Raw genomic sequence first — 16,488 nt, 5'->3', positions numbered from 1 at the left:
GGTTTGTTACTGTATTTTTGTGCCTAAACATCATAAAATGTGCGTGTTTGTCAAAGTATCCGACAAGCGATCATCAATGTCACGTTACTCTGTTACAAAAACGGTTACGACGTTGTTACGAAAACGATTACGACGTCATCGCTTTTGAATCCAGAGCATCAACGCGGAAAACAAAAATGAGTCAAACAAATCCACAGCAAATCGAATACAACCTCAAAGTCGTCAGACAGTTTACTGTTATGACGGTCGTCTGGGGTATCATCGGTATGGCATTAGGCGTTTGGATCGCCGCTCAGCTAATCTGGCCTGAGCTAAATTTCGACACGCCATGGCTTACCTACTCCCGTCTACGTCCACTGCACACCAATGCGGTTATTTTCGCATTTGGTACATCAGCACTGATGGGAACCTCGTTTTATATTGTGCAAAAAACTTGTCGCACTGCTTTGTTTTCAGACAAGCTGGCGGCGTTCGTGTTCTGGTCCTGGCAGACCGTTATTGTACTTGCAGTAATTACTCTGCCCCTCGGTCTTACTTCTTCTAAAGAGTACGGCGAGCTTGAGTGGCCAATTGATATTCTGATCGCATTGTCGTGGATCGCGTACATTATTGTGTTCTTCGGAACCTTAGTTAAACGCAACACGTCTCACATTTATGTCGCTAACTGGTTCTATGGTGGTTTCATCATTACCGTCGCAGTGCTGCACATTGTTAACAGCATGGCGATGCCGGTATCCTTCACCAAATCCTACAGCATTTATGCTGGTGCCGTAGATGCCATGATTCAGTGGTGGTATGGCCACAACGCCGTAGGCTTCCTGCTGACAGCAGGCTTTTTGGGGATGATGTACTACTTCGTACCTAAGCAAGCCGAGCGCCCGGTGTACTCCTACCGTCTGTCGGTCGTACACTTCTGGGCCCTGATTTCACTGTATATCTGGGCAGGTCCGCATCACCTTCATTATACTGCTTTGCCTGACTGGACTCAGTCACTGGGTATGGTGATGTCTGTTATCTTATTTGTGCCATCATGGGGCGGTATGATTAACGGTATCATGACCCTGTCTGGCGCCTGGCATAAACTGAAAACGGATCCAATCCTGCGCTTCCTGATCGTTTCCCTGTCGTTCTACGGCATGTCAACGTTCGAGGGGCCTATGATGTCGATCAAGTCAGTCAATGCGCTCTCCCATTACACGGACTGGACCATCGGTCACGTTCACTCTGGTGCACTGGGTTGGGTTGCAATGATCACCATCGGCTCAATGTACTATCTGATTCCGCGTTTATGGGGCCAGACCCAAATGCACAGCGTACGTTGGATCAACGTCCACTTCTGGTTGCATACCATAGGGACGGTTCTGTACATCGTTGCACTATGGATATCGGGTGTTATGCAGGGCCTGATGTGGCGTGCTGTTAATGCGGAAGACGGTACTCTGACCTATAGTTTTGTTGAGAGTGTCGAAGCTTCTTACCCGTTCTGGTTCATCCGCTTTGTAGGTGGTTTGTTCATCGTCGCCGGTATGTTGCTAATGGCGTGGAATATGTACCGCACCATCAAAGCTGGTAAGCCGACCACTGAAACCATCGATGTTGCTCCGCGTGAAGCAGCAACGCCGTCAGCTTAAGGAGTCCTGGCAATGAGTAAGAAGATTACGCATGATTTCGTTGAAAAGCGCGTCGGTTGGCTAGCTATTTTTGCCATCATCGCGATTTCAATCGGTGGTCTGGTGGAAATTACTCCCTTGCTTTTCCAAAACCAGACGAACGAGCCAGTAGTTGGCCTGGAACCTTATACTCCGCTTGAGCTTGAAGGTCGGGATATTTATATCCGTGAAGGCTGTAATAACTGCCACAGCCAGATGATTCGTCCTTTCCGCGCCGAAACTGAGCGCTACGGACATTATTCATTGGCGGGTGAGCACGTTTGGGAGCGCCCTTTCCTTTGGGGCTCAAAACGTACCGGACCTGATCTCGCTCGGGTTGGTGGCCGTTATAGTGACGAATGGCACTATGTTCATATGATGAATCCACGTGATGTGGTTCCAGAGTCGAACATGCCAGGGTTCCCATGGTTAGCGGAAAATAAACTGGACGGTGAATTAACAGCGAAGAAAATGGAAGTTTTTCAATTCTATGGTGTGCCTTACACTGATGAAGAGATTGCCGGTGCTAAAGCCGCTGTCGCAGGAAAAACCGAAATGGAAGCGTTAATCGCCTACCTACAATCGCTAGGTACGGCTTTGCAACAACAGGCCAACTAATATGGATTACATCACCTGGCGTAGTTTTTACACAGTTTTAGTTTTCGTATTGTTCATTGGCGTTGTGTTCTGGGCTTACAGCAAAGGTCGCAAAAAGAAGTTTGATGAGGCCGCCAAGTCAATCTTCGAAGAAGATGAGCTGAAAGAGACAAAACAAGACAATACTAAACAGGAGTCTAAGGATAATGAGTAGCTTCTGGAGTGCATGGATTATTGTTTTAACCCTGGGGTTCTTGGTCGGTATTATCTGGCTGTTACGCTGGACCATGACCAACTTCACCGGGATTAAAGAAGGCGAACTCATGGATCATGAGTTCGACGGTATCGTTGAAATTAACAACCCGCTGCCGCGTTGGTGGATGATTCTGTTCTGGGTCACGATTGTATGGGGTCTGATTTACCTGGCGCTGTACCCCGGACTGGGTAACTTCCAGGGCTTATTAGGCTGGAAGAGCTCAAACCAGAACGTGCAGTCCCTTGAGGAATCCCGTGAGGCCACTGAAGCTCATCGTGAAGCTGGTTTGATTGTGCAATATGATCGCGAGATGCAGGCTGCGGAAGAGCGCTTCGGCCCAATCTTTGAAGCCTATGCGCAACAACCCATCAAGGAACTTGCAAAAGATCCTGAAGCGACTGAAATTGGCCAGCGTTTGTTCCTGCAAAACTGTGCTCAGTGTCACGGCTCTAATGCAATGGGCGGCAAAGGCTTCCCAAATCTGACCGATGATGCCTGGCTCTATGGTGGCTCACCAGAAGACATCAAAACCAGCTTGCTACAAGGTCGCGTGGGTCAAATGCCTGCTTTCAGTTCGCAGTTCAATGAACAGCAGATTACTGAACTGGCGACCTATGTCCTGAGCTTGAGCGGTCGTAAAGTCGATCCTGAGCTGGCTGCGGCAGGTAAACAGAACTTTGCGGTCTGTTCTGCGTGTCATGGTCAGGATGGTAAGGGTAACCAACAACTGGGCGCCCCTAACCTGACAGATAACATCTGGTTGTATGGTGGTTCTCAACAAGCCATCGAAGAAACTCTGATGAATGGCCGTAATGGCGTAATGCCGGCGTGGAAGGATATCCTCGGTGAGGATAAAATACACGTCATCAGTGCCTACGTGTACGGGCTTTCAAACGACTAAACTGAAAACCCCGCACTAGCGGGGTTTTTTATAGCAGTATTTATTTTGAGGACATTGGAAATGGTGAAACCGTGGTACAAGCAAGTGTGGCCCTGGGTGTTGATGTCGATCCCGTTTTCTGTGGTGATCGCCATGGCCATTACACTCACCGTGGCTTCGCGTTACGATAATCCAATGGTCATTGACGATTATTATAAACAGGGCCGTGGTATTAATACCCAGGTGGGCAAGGTCCAGGAAGCGCAGGCGCGCGGCATTACCTTCAGCTTCAGTCATGAAGGTACGAATCTGGTCTTGAGCTATGCATCCGGCCAGCCTGACGAGCTTACCGCTTTGCGGATAAACTTTTATCACACCACCCTGGCCGATAAAGACTTCAGCCTTAGACTGACCGCAGATGCTGAAGGTCGTTTTCGTGGCCAGTTACCTGCGGATGTTGCCACTGAAAGAGGCAAATGGACGGTTACGGTTACGCCTTTTGATGGTAGCTGGCGTCTGAGTCAACAGGTGTTTTTGCCAAGCCCTCGTGAAATTACCCTTGAACCCCTGACGTACGGCGTTTAACCATGGCCACAGAGCTGCCGCCTGCTCCCGACGGGCATTGCTTTCACTGTCTGCAACCCCTCCCTGACGATGGTGGTTACGATGTGATTGTTGCCGGTCAGTCCCGCGCGGTGTGCTGTTACGGCTGTCAGGCGGTGGCACAAACTATCAACGATCAGAACCTGCTGCACTTCTACCAGTTTCGGGATACCAGCAACCCCCTGCAGATCCCGTTACTACCGGAAGAGCTGCAGCAACTCGAAGCCTACGATCAGGACGAATTGCAGGACCAGTTCACACAAACCAGTGACAGCGGCCTTAAATCCACTACGTTGTCGGTTGAAGGCATGACCTGCGCTGCCTGTGCCTGGCTGATTGAACAACAGTTGCAACGCCAGCCAGGTGTGCAAAAAGCGCAGGTCAATGCTACCACTGAACGGGTGCTGATCAGTTGGTTACCAGAACAGATCAAACTCAGTAGCTTGCTGCAACACATCGCTGGTCTGGGGTACCGTGCTTTACCCTTTCAGGCCGCGACTCAGGAGCAAGATTTTAAACGGCGCCGGCGCTACTTCATCCGGCGTATCGGTATTGCCGGACTGGCCACCATGCAGGTGATGATGATTGCCATCGCCCTCTATTTCGGTATGGTCGACGAACTCGATCAAAGCATGCGCCAATTCTTCTGGTGGATCAGTCTCCTCTTTGCGACCCCGGTGCTGCTCTATAGTGCCCAGCCCTTTTACATGTCGGCATTACGAAGTCTGCAGGCACGCCAGCTGAACATGGATGTGCCGGTGAGCCTGGCTCTGCTCAGCGCTTATGGGGCCAGTGCTTATGCGACCTTTACCAATCACGGCGAAGTCTATTTTGAATCCGTCAGCATGTTTACCTTCTTGCTGCTGGTCGGCCGCTACCTTGAGTTACTCGCCAGACAACGTGCGGTCGCCACCGCCGCTAACCTGGTAAAACTGTTACCGGCAACGGCACAACGTGAAGGCCCGAACGGCGAGCTTGAAGCCGTTGCAGTCCATAAGTTACAGCCTGGAGATATTGTCCGGGTGTTACCTGGTCAGACCCTGCCAGCTGATGGCGAGCTCGTCTCCGAGCAAGCGGAAATCAATGAGAGTATGCTAACTGGCGAAAGTGTACCGGTCAGCCGACAGCGAAATGAAACTGTGTATGCCGGCACCCTAAATCAAACTCAGCCCATTCGCATTGCAGTGCAAGCAACTCAGCAAAACACGGTGATGGCAAAGATTGCAGCGATGCAGGATCAGGCGCTGGCCAACAAACCTAAACTGGCGGTACAGGCCGAGCGGCTGGCCAGCCAGTTCGTAAAACAGTTACTCTTTCTTGCCGCTGCTACTTTCCTGGTGTGGAGTTTTATCGACCCAGAAGAAGCGTTTTGGGTGACCTTGGCTGTGCTGGTCGCAACCTGTCCCTGCGCCCTTGCTCTGGCGGCGCCGACGGCCGTTACAGGTGTGATACACCAGCTCAATAAGCAGGGCATCCTGCTGCGCAATACCGATGCGATTGAAGCGCTCCGTGATTGCCGTACGTTAATCGTTGATAAAACCGGCACCCTGACTAGCGGTAAATTTAGCTTTGCCAGCCAGACCTATTTAAGTGAAGGTTATTCAAAAGCTGGCATTAATGCCCTTGCCAGCGCTCTCGAGAAACATTCCGAACACCCGTTAGCGGAGCCCTTCAAAAGCCTGTCAAGCGCTAATGAGAAGGCGCCCGAGCGAGTGTTGCTTGATAACGTTCAGGTCAAAATGGGAGCCGGTATTGAAGCGATCTGGACTGCAGGCACCAGCCAACAGCCCGTACGTATCGGCCATCCTCGCTACATCGCAGAGTGGCATCCAGAAGCTGTTACTCTGGCTCCTGCTAACGTGATTCTGGCCACTGCTGACGAAGTGCTGGCCTGCTTCCAGGTGACCGATACTTTGCGTGACGATGTTCCCGCCACGCTCGCGACGCTACGCACCTGGAATTATGAGATTATTATGCTGACCGGTGACAGTCAGGCCAACGCTGAACGCGTTGCGCAACAACTGCAGATCAGCAACTTTAAGGCGCAGTGTCTACCAGAAGACAAGCTGGCTTTTGTAAAGGCGCAGCAACAACATGGTCCCGTATTTATGGTAGGTGATGGCATCAATGACGGGCCGGTACTTGCCCAGGCCGATGTTTCCATGACCTTCGGCCAGGCTGCGGATCTCGCTCGGCAAGCCGCCGATAGCGTCGCCATGCGCAATGACTTCGCGGCAATAACGACCTTTATCGCCAGCACGCGCAAAAGCCGCCGTATTCTCAAACAAAATATCAGCTGGGCGCTGTTGTACAATATTGGCATCATTCCGATTGCCGTGCTGGGTCTGGTTACGCCTTACATTGCCGCAATCGGAATGTCGTTAAGTTCATTGTTAGTTTTAGCGAACTCCCTTAGACTTTACCGCAGTGACTCTTCAGCAACAGATTCGAGGTAGCTTTGGAAAGTCTTTATATTCTGATACCTATTGCTGTTTTATTCGTGATCATCGCCGTCGCCATATTCTTCTGGGCGGTGCGTAGTGATCAGTTTGAGGATCTGGAACGCCAGGGAATGAACGTATTGCTTGATGACGACGATCCTAAACAGTCGAAGACCACGCCTGAAGAAAAGCAAAAGCGCGATGAATCTTGATGTTTTCGCCGCTTTTCTGATGGGACTCGCCGGTGCCGGCCACTGTCTGATGATGTGTGGTGGCTTAGCCGGCGCCTTGGGTGCCAAGCCTCCCCTTCGCGATTTACTCAGTTATAACTTTGGCCGGCTTACCTCTTATGCCATTGCCGGCGCTTTGGTGGGCTTATTCAGTCAGCTTTTGATTAGCAGCTTCTCACCCATGCTCATTGGTCTAAGGTTCCTTGCCGCTTTCTTTCTGATTGCGCTGGGTTGCTATTTTGGCGGCTGGTGGTTGGGCCTGCGTAAACTTGAAGCTCTGGGTCGTCCGTTATGGCGCAAAATTGCGCCCAAAGCCGCACAGCTCACCCAGTACCATCGCGGCAAGGGGGCATTAGTGAGCCGCTTCAGTGCTGGCATGCTCTGGGGCTGGCTTCCCTGCGGCCTGGTCTACAGTGCGCTCAGCTGGGCAGCACTCAGTGGTTCTGCCAGCTCCGGTGCGCTTTATATGCTCGTCTTTGGCCTCGGTACCCTGCCGGCGATGCTCGCCTTTGGCTGGTTTAGCGGAGCCATTCAAAGTGTTTTAAAAGCCAAAGGATTTCGCCAGGCTATGGGCGTAGTCATGATCCTTTATGGCTGTTGGGTCGCTGTCATTGCGTTGCGTCAAACTTTGCTCATGGGATAATTCGCAAGCCTCTCAATTTAGAGCTAGACTCAAATAATAAGAAAGATGTTTCAACGAGGTAGCCCATGTCTTGCGTTAATAATATCCTGGTCGTTCTGGATTCCGATAAACAGCAACAAAAAGCGTTGAACCGTGCCCTGCACCTCGCTCGTATCAGCCAGGCGTCGGTCACTTTAATGCTCTCGATCTATGACTTTTCCTATGAAATGACCACAATGCTCGCAGCTGATGAACGTAACAGTATGCGCGACAGTCTTATTAACGATCGCAAGGTGTGGATCGAAGACCTGCTCGAAGATTACAACACGCGGGAATTGGATATATCCATAAAGGTGCTCTGGCACAACCGTCCCTACGAAGCCATCATCGAGACCGCCATCACTGGCGAACACGATATTATCGTCAAGGCCACCCACGCTCATGAAGGTCTTGCCCACTTAATATTCACACCAACGGACTGGCACCTGCTGCGCAAAGCGCCCTGCCACGTGCTACTGGTAAAAGAACATGAATGGCCCGAAAACGGCAAGGTCCTGGCCGCAATTCATACCACTGGTGACAATGATCATCATGACAGCCTGAACTATCGCATTACCGAATCAGCGCAGCGCTTCGCCAATTGCTTGCATAGCGAAGTTCACTTAGTCAATGCCTATCCTGGCGCGCCAGTTACCATTGCTGCTGAAATACCGGAGTTTGATACCGGCAACTACCGTGAAGTTATTGCCGAAAACCATCAACAGGCACTGGCGAAACATGCGCAACGCTTCTCCATTCCCGAGAGCCGGCAGCATGTTCGTGAAGGTTTACCAGAGCAAGTGATCCCTGAGCTCGCTGAAGAACTCGATGCCGAGCTTGTGGTGCTGGGTACCATCGGCCGGACAGGTCTTAGTGCGGCTTTATTGGGTAATACCGCGGAGCACGTGATCGAACAAATCAATTGTGACTTGCTGGCGGTAAAACCAGCGGGATTTGAGTCACCAGTTAAGGTATAATCCGGCCGTTTTCAGGCAACCTTAATTTCGAACAAGTGAGTTTCATGAGTTTAGTGACCCATACCCCAGCGCCAAACAGCCCTTTGACTGACGAGCAGGAAAAGAAACAACGCTATGATTTCAACAAGTTAGAAAAGCGCTTACGTCGTCACGTCGGTCGTGCTATCGAAGATTTCAATATGATAGAAGATGGCGATAAGGTCATGGTGTGCCTATCCGGCGGCAAAGACAGTTATACCCTACTGGCTATTCTTCGCTTTTTGCAGAAGATTGCCCCGATCAAGTTTTCCCTTATTGCTGTGAATCTCGACCAAAAACAACCAGGTTTCCCAGAGCATGTGCTGCCTGAATACCTGCGCCAGGAAGGTGTGGATTTCAGGATCATTGAGGAAGACACCTATAGCATCGTAAAAGAAAAAATTCCCGCGGGTAAAACCACCTGTTCGCTTTGCTCGCGCTTGCGGCGCGGTATTCTCTATCGGGTAGCAAAAGAGCTTGGCGCGACAAAAATCGCTTTGGGCCATCACCGCGACGATATGCTCGAAACGCTGATGCTGAATATGTTCTACGGTGGCAAAATAAAGTCAATGCCGCCAAAACTGGTAAGCGATAACGGCGAGCATGTTGTTATTCGTCCCTTAGCTTACGTGCGCGAAAAAGATATCGAAAAATACTCTGCGCTGGCCAAATTTCCGATCATTCCCTGTAATTTGTGTGGTTCACAAGAGAATCTGCAGCGTCAGGTGATTAAAGATCTACTGCGCGGTTGGGACAGGAATTATCCAGGGCGACTGGAGAGCATGTTTACAGCAATGCAGAATGTTGTGCCTTCGCATCTGGCAGATGCGGAACTGTTTGGTTTTAAAAGCATTGCGGCCGATGGACAGAGCAATGAGCTTGGCGATACTGCTTTTGATCATAGTGTGCCGACCGCATTTGCGAACTATCAGGATGACAGCGAAGATGATGCGACCGACGCGGCAGGCGCCGATCGCTCAGGAGTTATTCAGGTGCGGAATCTGAGCTAGGCGTAAAGCCTGGCTCTGCAACGGGTTTGTCATCGTCCATCGCATCCATGATGATGGGACGATTGACGCGAATCATCGCATTCAGTTCTTCCACGTAGGCCTCACCTCGTTCCGAGTAACTCAGCAATCCAGGAGTTAAATCCAACGCCCTGATGGTCTGATTTTGCTCACGCTGCTCGGCGCGCAGTTGCCGCATTTCATAGTAAGCAGGATGGGTATTCAGGTTACGCAAGTAGCTACGCACGGAAGCATTTACCGAATCGAATTTCTGCACCTCGTGGGTCGCTTCAGCCCCGCGAGCACCCGGTACCAGGCCACAACCTTCGCGAAAACACCACTGACCGAATAAATTGAGCGCCTGCTGAGCAAAGCGCGACGTGCCCCACGCAGACTCATTGGCGGCCTGCACCAATACTAACGTCTCCGGGATCACATCCACGCGGCGTTTTAACAGAGCAAAACCCTGCTCTGCTTCGGTCTCAGAAGTAAAACTAAACTCGACGCGATAACGTTTCGCGAGATATTCAAGCCAGCTGACTTGCTCATTCGACAGGGAGTCAGGATTGAGTTGCCATTTGGTATACAGCGCATGCAAGCCGGCCCGCTGCTCTTCAATCACAGCGTTCTCAGCCGCGACTAAGGGCCCCAGGAAAGAGAAGAATGCCTGTTTCTTCTCGTCGGTTTGCTGATAACGGGAAAAATCCGGCAATTCTGTTACCGTCGGCGCAGCCACGGCAATAGTATGCGCCGGGACAACCCCATCGTATAAACGGTAAGGATGAGCCAAATGCAGCACATTTGGGGCGATGGCCGCTGCCACCGCAGCAATAATACCTAGCATGATAGTCAGCTTACGTAACATCAATTCTCCTCAATAGCCTCAGGGTCCGTTGGTGTAGTTCCTTCTGGTACGCCAATGAGACGATTATAGATGACACCGATCACGTTAAAACTCATGGGGATGGTGAAGATTAAACCTAAAAACAGCGGTAAGGCACTGATAATCACAATGATTGTAAAGATCGCATAGATCGCAACCAGTGGTGCCATCTTTTTATTTAAAATCAGTACAGAAGCGAAAATCGCCCGCGACACCGTCAAATGACGATCCAGAATAAGTGGCGTCACTAAGGTAAAGCTTAGCTGTAAATAGATCGCTATTAGAATGAATAACGCGAAAAAGGTCCCGGTAGCACCAAAAATGAAATAGAGAATAATGCCGGGAACGGCCATCGCTGCCATTAAAATCGCTGCAACCGCAATCATTTGCGGCGCGAATCGCAGGGCTTCACTGATCAAACCGAGCGTAGGCTTTTCATCGCGCGCATTACGCAGCCCCATTAACACCAGAATCGCAGTAAATGGTGCGATGAGCAGACCACTCAAGACCGATTGTCCGAACATATTGAAGAAGTTAACATTCTCTTCATCAACCGGGAAAAGCTGCGCGGAAACCGTCGAAAGCACAAGGTTTACCAGCATTAAAATGACCAGACCCAGTAACATTATTGGTAGCGCTCTCAGCGTGATGTCCCAGCTGCGTTGAATGACATCACCAACCTGTAGCGGGACTTCGCCACGTAATGCAGCAGCAAAGTTATCCTTAGTCGTTGCCAGAGTTTGTGAATCTTTCGGGTTTGAGTCCTGCATCGCTAGCTTTTCCTTTATACTATTGTTTTTTAATGGCTGACGTTCAAAGCAAAGATGATTCTAACATTAATCCTATGCCGGACGGTACTCGTCAAGATCAACAGGAGCCAGATGTGAAACGACCTTATCAAAAACGCCGGCAGTCCCAGCCTCGTCCTGCCAACCCGAAACTGGTGTTGTTCAACAAGCCTTACGGCGTGCTCACCCAGTTCTCAGGTGAAACGGGGGATTTGACCTTAAAGCCTTACATTCCCTTCAACGATATCTACCCGGCGGGTCGCCTTGATAAAGACAGCGAGGGTTTATTGCTGTTAACTAACGACGGCAGTCTGCAGCATAAAATAAGTCACCCGAAACACAAACTGCCGAAAACCTACTGGGTTCAGGTTGAAGGCAGTCCAGATGAAGCAGCGCTGCAGCAATTACGGGACGGGGTTGAACTCAATGATGGTAAAACCCTGCCAGCCGAAGCCTTTGTCATGCCTGAACCGGATAACCTCTGGCAGCGGGAGCCACCGGTCAGAGAACGCAAATCAGTGCCAGACACCTGGATCTGCCTGGTGATTCGTGAAGGTAAAAACCGCCAGGTTCGCCGCATGACCGCTGCGGTTGGCTTTCCGACCTTGCGTCTTATCCGGGCGGCAATTGGGCCCTGGCGTCTGGCAGGAATGCAGCCAGGTCAGTGGCGTGAAGTCCCTCCTGTGTGGTAGAATTCGCGCGCTTAAAAGTCATCACGAAGGTTGTCATGTCCACTACTGAAAACGCGAACGCAAACACAAAAGTTATCGTCGGCATGTCCGGCGGCGTTGACTCGTCCGTATCTGCCTACTTATTGCTCGAGCAGGGCTATAAGGTGGAAGGTTTGTTCATGAAGAACTGGGAAGAAGACGATACCGACGAATACTGTGCAGCGGCGACGGATCTTGCTGATGCCGAGGCGGTTTGCGCTAAACTCGGTATCCCTCTGCACACAGTGAACTTTGCTGCTGAATATTGGGACAATGTGTTCGAATACTTTCTTGACGAATATCGCGCGGGTCGTACGCCGAATCCAGACATCATGTGCAACAAAGAAATCAAGTTCAAAGCTTTTCTTGAATTTGCCGCAGCGGCACTCGAGGCTGACTATATCGCCACCGGACATTACGTGCGCCGGCGTGAGCAGGATGGCAAATTCCAGCTGTTGCGAGGCCTGGATGACAACAAAGATCAAAGTTACTTCCTTTATACCCTGTCGCACGAGCATGTAGCCCAGACTTTATTCCCGGTAGGCGAACTTGAAAAACCGGAAGTGCGCCGGATTGCCGAAGAACAAGACCTGGTAACCGCTGATAAGAAAGATTCGACCGGTATTTGCTTTATTGGCGAGCGCAAATTCAAGGATTTCCTACAAACCTATCTGCCGGCTCGCCCCGGAACCATTGAGAGCGTGGACGGCGATGTCTTAGGTGAACACGAGGGCTTGATGTACCATACCTTGGGTCAGCGTAAAGGATTGCATATTGGTGGCCTGGCCAATGCTGGCGACGAGCCCTGGTATGTGGTCGATAAAGATGTTGAACGCAACGTTCTGATTGTCGCACAGGGAAAAAACCACCCGCGGCTCTATTCCAAAGGGCTGATTGCGGGACAATTGCACTGGATCGACCGCGAGGGCCCGCAACAGCCGTTGCAATGTACCCTGAAGACACGCTACCGGCAGCAGGATATTCCCTGCACAGTCACTCCGCAAGCCGATGGTACGGTAGCCGTTGCGTTCAATGCTCCGGTTGCCGCAGTCACGCCGGGCCAATCCGCAGTGTTTTATCTGAACGAAGTCTGTCTGGGCGGCGGCATCATCGAGCAGCGTCTGGCTGATCATGAGGTCTTACTGTGAATGAGTGGCAACAACGAGTCATAGCGCTGGCGGCGATTGCGCAGTCGGCGGCAGCAGTGAAAAACCTGGCGCGTCAGGGCAAGCTCGATCCAAGTTTTCAGCGCAATGCGCTGCTGGACAGTGTGCTGGTACAAAACCCTGACGCCTTCGCCGCCATCTATGGTGATGTTAAAAACCTTCGGGTCGGTTTGCGGGTGCTGTTGGATCAGCTCGGCGCTACGCGCAACAAAGACATCGAAACCACCCGCTATATGGTCGGTGTACTGGCGTTAGCCCGACGAATTCAACGCCAGCCGGCAGCCTTTGCTAAACTCGGTGAGCGCATTGAACAGCTGCACCGCCAGCACACTCAGTTCCAGTTCGACAAAGAAACCATTTACACTGGCATGGCAAGTGTCTACAGCGACTGTATTTCACCGCTAGGCAGGCCTCTGCAGATACACGGAAAACCCGATTATTTGCAGCAACAGCCGGTTCAGAATCAGATCCGCGCCCTACTCCTGGCTGCTATTCGCAGCGCTGTGCTGTGGCGCCAGGTCGGCGGTAAGCGTCGCCACTTTATTTTTTCGCGGCAGCGCATGATCGCCACCGCTCATGACCTTTTACGTGTATTAAGTTCACAATCGGAGTCCTCAGAATGACCACATTATCCGCTCTTACCGCACTTTCACCTGTCGATGGCCGTTACGGCTCTAAAGCTGAAGCCCTGCGCCCCATGTTCAGTGAATACGGGCTGATCCGCAATCGCGTTATCGTTGAAGTCAGGTGGTTGCAGCAGCTTGCGGCAACAGCGGAAATCAGTGAGGTTCCAGCATTTTCAGATGACGCGAATGCATTTCTCGACAGCCTGATCGAGAATTTCAGTGAGACTGACGCTGAGCGCGTCAAAGCCATCGAAGCGACCACCAATCATGACGTAAAAGCAGTCGAATACTTCCTCAAAGAGCGCGTTGCTGAACAGGCCGAACTGCATGCCGTCAGTGAATTTATTCACTTTGCCTGTACCTCTGAAGACATCAACAACTTGTCGCATGCGTTAATGCTGCGCGAAGCCCTGACTGAAGTGATGCTGCCTTCCATGGAGCAACTTACCGCTGCGATCAAGCAACTTGCCATTGAACACAAAGCTGTTCCTATGATGGCTCGCACCCATGGACAACCGGCCACGCCGAGCACTATGGGTAAAGAGATGGCAAACGTCTATGTGCGCTTGCAACGCCAGCTTGAGCAACTTAACGCCGTGCCTCTAATGGGTAAAATTAACGGTGCCGTAGGTAACTACAATGCCCACCAGGTGGCATATCCGAATGTCGACTGGCACAAGGTTTCCGAGCAGTTTGTGACGGGTCTTGGGCTGACCTGGAATGCCTACACCACTCAGATTGAACCCCATGATTACATCGCCGAGCTGTTTGATGCGGTCGCCCGTTTCAACACCATCGTGATTGATTTCAACCGCGACGTATGGGGTTATATTGCGCTCAACCATTTCAAACAACGCACGGTTGCAGGCGAAGTGGGCTCCTCGACCATGCCGCACAAAGTGAATCCAATTGATTTTGAAAACTCAGAAGGCAATCTGGGCATCGCCAACGCCATGATGCAACATCTGGCAAGTAAACTGCCGATCAGTCGCTGGCAGCGTGACCTGACCGACTCCACCGTGTTGCGTAACCTTGGCGTCGGCTTTGCCTATGCTCTAATTGCCTATCAGGCGACTCTCAAAGGTGTGAGCAAACTAGAGGTCAACGCCGATAACCTGCTACGCGAACTGGATCAGAACTGGGAGCTGTTAGCTGAGCCTATTCAAACCGTCATGCGTCGCTATGGCATCGAAAAGCCTTATGAAAAACTGAAAGAACTGACCCGCGGGAAACGCGTCAACCAAGCGGCCATGGCTGATTTTATTGATTCTCTTGAACTGCCAGAAACCGTCAAAGCAGAGCTTAAATTGCTGACCCCTGCTTCGTATATCGGCCGTGCCGTACAATTCGTTGATGAGTTGCACTGATGTCCTTTGAACTGCGGATCGATCGCGACGCCTTTTTGCGTGATTACTGGCAGCAACGGCCACTATTGATGCGCGCCGCGCTGGCAGACTTTGATGATCCTATTGCACCAGAGTTGCTCGCCGGCTTAGCGATGGAAGAAGGCGTTGATGCCAGAGTAATCGCCCAGCAGGACGCTACCTGGGATGTTGAACACGGCCCTTTTACAGACTATGAACGGTTTGGCGAAGAAGGTTGGACGCTGCTGGTGCAAGCGGTCAACGAGTGGTTTCCGGATGTGCAGAACTTGCTCTTGCCATTCCGCTTCCTGCCCGATTGGCGGCTTGATGATGTCATGGTGAGCTTTGCCACTGAGCATGGTAGCGTCGGCGCCCACCTCGATCAGTACGATGTCTTTATTATTCAGGGTGCAGGTCAGCGTCACTGGCGCGTGGGTGAGCGCGATGCCGGTGCGGAAGAGTTTTGCCCGCATCCCGACTTAAAGCAAATTCGCAATACTGATTTTACCGCCTGCATCGATGCTGTGCTGCAACCTGGTGATGTGCTTTATATTCCAGCTGGCTGCCCGCACCATGGCGTGGCGCTGGAGCCCAGCCTGAACTATTCGATTGGTTTTCGTGCCCCGAATACCGCTGAGTGGCTGGCCCAACTCGCTGATCAATTGCTGGCAAGTGAGGAAAAATTCCCCCGTTACCAGGATCCGAAACTGGACCAAAACAAAGCGCCGTATGAAATTGCTGAGCGGGAGATTGAAAACGTCCAGCAACTCTTGCTCGAACAGCTGAAATCAGCCTCTGGGGTACATGCAATCCAGCAAGTGATGTCGCAGTCGAAACGACCACTGCCACAGCCTGAGCGTGAAATTACCCTGGTTGAATTAGCCAGCTATGCCAGCACCGACATGTTGGTTTGCCGCACGCCCGGCGCGCGGCTATTACTGGGCTGTGACGGTAAGTTGTATGCCAATGGCGATTGCGTTGCCGAGCCCGACAGCTTAAGCGCAGGCTTTACAGCGTTACTGGAGCTGGACCAGGAAGTGGCATTAGCAGAGTGCGACGCGATACTCGCCGACTCAGCAGCGCTCAACTGTTTAGCTGAACTGCTGAATCAGGGCGTATTCCATTTAATTCAGGAACTTGAAGACGAGGCAACAGATTAACTGTTGCCCTGCTCTGCTGGCGCCTGCCATAACTCTTCAGTACCGACCACGTCATACAGTGCTTCGGCACGATCAATCAAATATTGGGCATAGCGCTGTTGTTCAGGATCAGCGCTGCTCTTAGGATCACCTAAGATTCCTTGCGCTTTCATTTGCCACTGGAACGAAAAGTAGCGTAAGGCGTCGCGCGCATTGTCTGCGGCTTTATTGCCGGCGACGTCCGTCGGCACATCGCCGTTGACCAACCACAATTCTTTTTTGTCCTGTGTGCTAAACTTCCAAATAGCGACATAAGGCGCTAAATAGCGCGAGTCTTTGGTTAAGACCCGATCGCTGATGATGCCGTTTTCAGCCAGGTACTTGTTCGCCGCCTGAAAGTGTTCACGGACCCATGCGGACATCTCTTCCTGGGTCATTTGAGGCTGTTCGGTTGCCATAATCTGTTTACATCCTTCTCGATTTTAGTTCGTCT

18 protein-coding genes are annotated in these 16,488 nt (G+C 51.4%); 15 read left to right on the top strand and 3 right to left on the bottom strand.

Annotated elements, in window-relative coordinates; all coding sequences use genetic code 11:
• The first annotated feature begins 176 nt into the window (after window positions 1–176).
• The 10 genes from ccoN to ttcA all read left to right on the top strand — a co-directional run bounded on the left by ccoN (window position 177) and on the right by ttcA (window position 9,322).
• Entirely contained in the window at window positions 177–1,631 is a 1,455-nt protein-coding gene (gene ccoN, locus J6J34_RS06330; RefSeq protein WP_301720286.1) for a cytochrome-c oxidase, cbb3-type subunit I, read from the top strand.
• 12 nt (window positions 1,632–1,643) lie between these two features.
• Window positions 1,644–2,267, top strand: coding sequence for a cytochrome-c oxidase, cbb3-type subunit II (gene ccoO, locus J6J34_RS06325; RefSeq protein ID WP_301720284.1), 624 nt, complete (start codon window positions 1,644–1,646; stop codon window positions 2,265–2,267).
• A 1-nt stretch (window position 2,268) separates the two neighbouring features.
• Window positions 2,269–2,460, top strand: a complete 192-nt coding sequence (locus J6J34_RS06320; protein WP_301720283.1) for a cbb3-type cytochrome oxidase subunit 3 — start codon at window positions 2,269–2,271, stop codon at window positions 2,458–2,460.
• A complete protein-coding gene (gene ccoP / locus J6J34_RS06315; protein WP_301720282.1) occupies window positions 2,453–3,403 on the top strand; it encodes a cytochrome-c oxidase, cbb3-type subunit III in 951 nt (316 codons plus the stop codon). The genes J6J34_RS06320 and ccoP overlap by 8 nt, the downstream gene beginning before the upstream one ends.
• Before the next feature lie 60 nt (window positions 3,404–3,463).
• The gene (locus J6J34_RS06310; protein WP_301720281.1) at window positions 3,464–3,967 is read left to right on the top strand and encodes a FixH family protein; all 504 of its coding nucleotides are present in this window, start codon (window positions 3,464–3,466) and stop codon (window positions 3,965–3,967) included.
• 2 nt (window positions 3,968–3,969) lie between these two features.
• Window positions 3,970–6,441, top strand: a complete 2,472-nt coding sequence (locus J6J34_RS06305) for a heavy metal translocating P-type ATPase (protein ID WP_301898655.1) — start codon at window positions 3,970–3,972, stop codon at window positions 6,439–6,441.
• Between the two features lie 2 nt (window positions 6,442–6,443).
• On the top strand, window positions 6,444–6,638 hold the full coding sequence (gene ccoS / locus J6J34_RS06300; protein WP_301720278.1) for a cbb3-type cytochrome oxidase assembly protein CcoS: 195 nt from the start codon (window positions 6,444–6,446) through the stop codon (window positions 6,636–6,638).
• Window positions 6,628–7,299: a sulfite exporter TauE/SafE family protein gene (locus tag J6J34_RS06295; RefSeq protein ID WP_301720277.1), complete on the top strand. Its 672-nt coding sequence runs from the start codon at window positions 6,628–6,630 to the stop codon at window positions 7,297–7,299. The genes ccoS and J6J34_RS06295 overlap by 11 nt, the downstream gene beginning before the upstream one ends.
• A 65-nt stretch (window positions 7,300–7,364) precedes the next feature.
• The gene (gene uspE / locus J6J34_RS06290; RefSeq protein ID WP_301720275.1) at window positions 7,365–8,294 is read left to right on the top strand and encodes a universal stress protein UspE; all 930 of its coding nucleotides are present in this window, start codon (window positions 7,365–7,367) and stop codon (window positions 8,292–8,294) included.
• 44 nt (window positions 8,295–8,338) lie between these two features.
• Window positions 8,339–9,322, top strand: a complete 984-nt coding sequence (gene ttcA / locus J6J34_RS06285; RefSeq protein WP_301720274.1) for a tRNA 2-thiocytidine(32) synthetase TtcA — start codon at window positions 8,339–8,341, stop codon at window positions 9,320–9,322.
• On the opposite strand, the gene J6J34_RS06280 is transcribed toward ttcA, so the two are convergent.
• Window positions 9,297–10,184: a glucosaminidase domain-containing protein gene (locus J6J34_RS06280; RefSeq protein ID WP_301720273.1), complete on the bottom strand. Its 888-nt coding sequence runs from the start codon at window positions 10,182–10,184 to the stop codon at window positions 9,297–9,299. The genes ttcA and J6J34_RS06280 overlap by 26 nt on opposite strands.
• Window positions 10,184–10,972 carry a DUF2189 domain-containing protein gene (locus J6J34_RS06275; protein ID WP_301898654.1) on the bottom strand — a complete coding sequence of 263 codons (789 nt, stop codon included), beginning with the start codon at window positions 10,970–10,972 and terminating at the stop codon, window positions 10,184–10,186. The genes J6J34_RS06280 and J6J34_RS06275 overlap by 1 nt, the downstream gene beginning before the upstream one ends.
• A 32-nt stretch (window positions 10,973–11,004) precedes the next feature.
• Between J6J34_RS06275 and J6J34_RS06270 the strand changes: the two genes are divergently transcribed.
• The 5 genes from J6J34_RS06270 to J6J34_RS06250 are packed head-to-tail and all read left to right on the top strand — an operon-like array spanning window position 11,005 to window position 16,016.
• The gene (locus J6J34_RS06270) at window positions 11,005–11,682 is read left to right on the top strand and encodes a pseudouridine synthase (RefSeq protein ID WP_301835717.1); all 678 of its coding nucleotides are present in this window, start codon (window positions 11,005–11,007) and stop codon (window positions 11,680–11,682) included.
• Window positions 11,683–11,702: 20 nt separating this feature from the next.
• Window positions 11,703–12,848: a tRNA 2-thiouridine(34) synthase MnmA gene (mnmA, locus tag J6J34_RS06265; protein WP_301835813.1), complete on the top strand. Its 1,146-nt coding sequence runs from the start codon at window positions 11,703–11,705 to the stop codon at window positions 12,846–12,848.
• Window positions 12,845–13,489 (top strand): high frequency lysogenization protein HflD, encoded by a 645-nt coding sequence (hflD, locus tag J6J34_RS06260; RefSeq protein ID WP_301720270.1) that lies wholly within the window; start codon window positions 12,845–12,847, stop codon window positions 13,487–13,489. Before mnmA ends, hflD begins: the two co-directional genes overlap by 4 nt.
• Complete coding sequence (purB, locus tag J6J34_RS06255; RefSeq protein WP_301720269.1) at window positions 13,486–14,859, top strand: adenylosuccinate lyase; 1,374 nt, start codon at window positions 13,486–13,488, stop codon at window positions 14,857–14,859. Before hflD ends, purB begins: the two co-directional genes overlap by 4 nt.
• The gene (locus J6J34_RS06250) at window positions 14,859–16,016 is read left to right on the top strand and encodes a cupin domain-containing protein (protein WP_301720268.1); all 1,158 of its coding nucleotides are present in this window, start codon (window positions 14,859–14,861) and stop codon (window positions 16,014–16,016) included. Before purB ends, J6J34_RS06250 begins: the two co-directional genes overlap by 1 nt.
• Here J6J34_RS06250 and J6J34_RS06245 read toward each other — a convergent pair.
• Window positions 16,013–16,453 (bottom strand): DUF4826 family protein, encoded by a 441-nt coding sequence (locus J6J34_RS06245; protein WP_301720267.1) that lies wholly within the window; start codon window positions 16,451–16,453, stop codon window positions 16,013–16,015. The two genes, J6J34_RS06250 and J6J34_RS06245, sit on opposite strands and share 4 nt — an antisense overlap.
• Window positions 16,454–16,488 lie beyond the last annotated feature (35 nt).

This window comes from Pseudidiomarina terrestris, assembly GCF_030466405.1.
Lineage (GTDB): Bacteria > Pseudomonadota > Gammaproteobacteria > Enterobacterales > Alteromonadaceae > Pseudidiomarina > Pseudidiomarina terrestris.
This window is presented reverse-complemented; position numbering and strand designations above follow the sequence as displayed.